Source organism: Burkholderia sp. Ac-20379 (genome assembly GCF_017104645.1).
In the GTDB taxonomy this organism is placed as follows: Bacteria; Pseudomonadota; Gammaproteobacteria; order Burkholderiales; family Burkholderiaceae; genus Burkholderia.
Genome location: NZ_JAAGPF010000538.1, coordinates 1 through 3,042, shown reverse-complemented (window position 1 = coordinate 3,042; position 3,042 = coordinate 1). Strand labels below are relative to the sequence as shown.

Annotated in this window: 5 protein-coding genes; 3 read left to right on the top strand and 2 right to left on the bottom strand. The window is 69.9% G+C overall.

The features are described 5' to 3' along the window. A partial coding sequence (locus G3N92_RS32455) for a hypothetical protein (RefSeq protein ID WP_206131618.1) occupies positions 1-227 on the top strand: 227 nt, incomplete at its 5' end. 91 nt (positions 228-318) lie between these two features. After that, entirely contained in the window at positions 319-1,092 is a 774-nt protein-coding gene (locus G3N92_RS32450; RefSeq protein WP_206131617.1) for a helix-turn-helix transcriptional regulator, read from the top strand. A gap of 433 nt (positions 1,093-1,525) precedes the next feature. Here G3N92_RS32450 and G3N92_RS35425 read toward each other — a convergent pair whose 3' ends face one another. After that, positions 1,526-1,657, bottom strand: a complete 132-nt coding sequence (locus G3N92_RS35425; protein ID WP_277396218.1) for a hypothetical protein — start codon at positions 1,655-1,657, stop codon at positions 1,526-1,528. A 266-nt stretch (positions 1,658-1,923) separates the two neighbouring features. After that, entirely contained in the window at positions 1,924-2,517 is a 594-nt protein-coding gene (locus tag G3N92_RS32445; RefSeq protein WP_206131616.1) for a hypothetical protein, read from the bottom strand. On the opposite strand from G3N92_RS32445, the gene G3N92_RS32440 reads away from it, so the two are divergent. Next, positions 2,516-3,042 (top strand): PP2C family serine/threonine-protein phosphatase (locus G3N92_RS32440; RefSeq protein WP_206131615.1); only part of this gene is annotated, 527 nt, incomplete at its 3' end. The genes G3N92_RS32445 and G3N92_RS32440 overlap by 2 nt on opposite strands.

Sequence of the window (3,042 nt, the reverse complement as noted above, 5' to 3'; positions counted from 1 at the left end):
GCACGGCGGCGGCCGCATCGAACGGCGCGTTGCGGGCCGCGTCGGCCGCCGGCGCGCGATACGGCGCGGTGGAAGCGCAGCCGGCCAGCAGGCTCGCAAGCAGAGTGGCGAGCACGACGGCACGCGGCGCGAACCGGCGCGGCAAGGCGGAACAGGCGGATGACACGGGCAGCGGCCCGTCGGAAGACATCGGAAACATGGCGGCAGCGATCGTCGCGAACGGTTGAACGAAAACAGTCGGGCCATGCTAAGGTCGCGGGCTTGAGTCGGTCGCACGCGCAATGCGCATTCATCGTCGCGAAATGGACAAATAAGGACGTGAACGAATTTTTCGAAGCGCTCGATGCCCGCGAGAAGGCGCATCAGATCGGCGTGGTCGCCACCGACATGCCGGCCGGCTCGTCGATCCCGAGCCACACGCACGTGCAGGCGCAACTGATCCACGCGATCGAGGGCGTGATGATCGTGCGCGCGGAGGCGGGAAGCTGGGTGGTGCCGCCCGGGCGGGCGGTGTGGGTGCCGGCCGGCATGCACCACGCGATCGACATGGCCGGCGACGTGCGCATGCGCTCGCTGTTCGTGGCCTACGAGGTGCGCCCGGGGCTGCCGCGCGATTGCCGCGTGATCGAGGTGGGCGCGCTGCTGCGCGAGCTGATCGCCGCCGCGCACGGCCTGCCGTGGGATTACGACCTGAACCGCCGCGCCGGCCGGATGCTGGCGCTGATCCTCGACGAGCTCGAACTGGCGCCGCCGCTCGCGCTGCATGTGCCGATGCCGCATCATCCGGCGCTGGCCGCGCTGTGCACGCGGTTGATCCGGCATCCGGCCGAGCCGGTCACGCTGGAAGGCTGGGCGCGCGCCGCGCACATGAACGCCCGCACGCTGGCGCGCACGTTCGCGCGCGAAACCGGCATGACGCCCGGCGCGTGGTGGCGGCACGCCCGGCTGCTGCTGAGCCTGCCGCGGCTGGCCGCCGGCGCGTCGATTCTGGAGCTGGCGCTCGAACACGGCTACGACAGCCCGAGCGCGTTCGCGGCGATGTTCAGGAAGGTATTGGGCGTCGCGCCGAGCGAGTATTTGCGGCGCGCATAGCGGCAGGCACCGCGCGGAAACGGGGCGGGCGAGATGCAACGGAGGGCGCAACGCAAGGCGGCCGGTGCGAAACCGGCGGCTTGCCGGCCTCGCGCGACGCGAGAAACGCGTTCCGCCAGCCGGTTGGCTCGGCGAAACGGTACTGAATGGGGCCGTGGCGCGAATCAGGCCTTGCTGCGCCTGTTGCCGCGGCGGCCGACCGTCGAGCGGTTGCCGGAACGACGAACCCTGTCAGCGGGATTCGCCCCGGCGGGACGATCGGCACGCGAGCATTCGCGTGACCGGCATGCGCGAATCGCTTGGACTCACGCGGAACCCGGACGGCATGCGTGCCGGGTTCGAACGCGGCTTCGGCGCGTGGCGTTCGATGCACCGTCGCAGCTTGGCGCTGCGCCGCTCCGCATCGATCTGCCGGCGGCCGGGCCGCCCGCCATTACATGCGGCGGTGTGCTTCGGCGATCAGTTCGCAGGTGCGAACGTGCAGTTCCCAAGCGCGTGCCAGATTGCTGCGCACTTGAGCAAACCATTGAGCCAGAACGGGAGTGGATGCGGTAGCTGCTTTCATGATGACCTCGGGTTAATACCTAGGGAATAACCCGCATTATACGGATCGCTCGCCGCACTGCAACAGGCATTGCACTTTTAGCAACAACTGCCGCGCGACAGAGTGCCGCAGGCTGCACCGATGGGCTGCAATCGGCTTCAACTCCATAAAAATCAAGGCGTTATGAGATAGCGCCATGCCACCATTGCGGCAGCGCAGCAAGCTTAGACGAGACAAAAAAGGAAGGAAACCGGCGTGCCACGCCGATTTTTGACTGGCAAAAGCGCCTAGCCGAGCGGCCGAGACGCGATCTCGCGTGCCGCGAACATCGCATCGACGCGGCTGCCGGCGATCTGCCGGGCAATCGCACCGAGATCGCCGGAATCGGGCTTGCCGATCAGCGCGTAGGAGAGGCTGCCCTGCCGCCAGGTCACGACCGACATGCCGTGCAGCTCGCGCTGCGCGATCGCCTGATCGGGCCGCGCGTCTTTCATGACGCACAGCGCCACCGGCGTGCCGTGCGCGGGCAGGTAGGCGATCTGCACGAGCGGCTTGCCGTCGTAGCGCAGGCGGTCGACCGATTTGAACGTCAGCCCGGCCGCGGCCAGATCGGGCACGCGCACGGCGATGCCGTCGTCGCTGCGGATCGCGCCGACGATCCGTGCCGCCACGGCCGGATCGGGCTGGACGCTGGCGAGCGTCTCGCGCGTGTAGAACTGCTGGTATTCGGCCGCGACGCTGATCCACGGTTGCTTCGCGCCGGCCGCCGCGAGCGGCGTCGCGCCGCCACCCAGCCCGCCCGCCGCGAATTGCTGCACGAGCCCCGCGCAAAACGCCCCGGCGACGAACGCCGCCGCTCGCCGTGCTGGAGGTGCCCGCATGAGCGCGATCTACCGCTCCGCCGGCCGCACCGAAACGGGCAAGGTGCGCCGCCGCAACGAGGACGCGATCCTGGTGCGCGACGACCTCGGCCTGTGGGTCGTGGCCGACGGCCTCGGCGGCCATGCGGCCGGTGATTACGCGAGCACGCTGATCGTCACGCGGCTCGGCGGCCTGACGCGCGACGGCGACGTTCACGCGTTCGCCGCCGCGATCGAGGATTGCCTGCAGCAGGTCAACGACGAACTGCGTGCCGCCGCGCTCGAACGCGGGGTGGACGTGATCGGCTCGACCGTCGCGCTGCTGGTGCACGACCCGGCGTTCATGCTGTGCGGCTGGGTGGGCGACAGCCGCGTGTACGTGCACGAAGCCGATGCGCTCGTGCAACTGACGCGCGACCACGTGCACGGCCAGCCGGTCGACAGCACGCGCCTCGGCGCGCCGGGCGGCGCGCGTTCAGCGCGGGCGCCCGGTGCCGGCGTGCTGAGGCGCGCGGTAGGCGTGGAGGACAGGCTGTTCGAGGACTG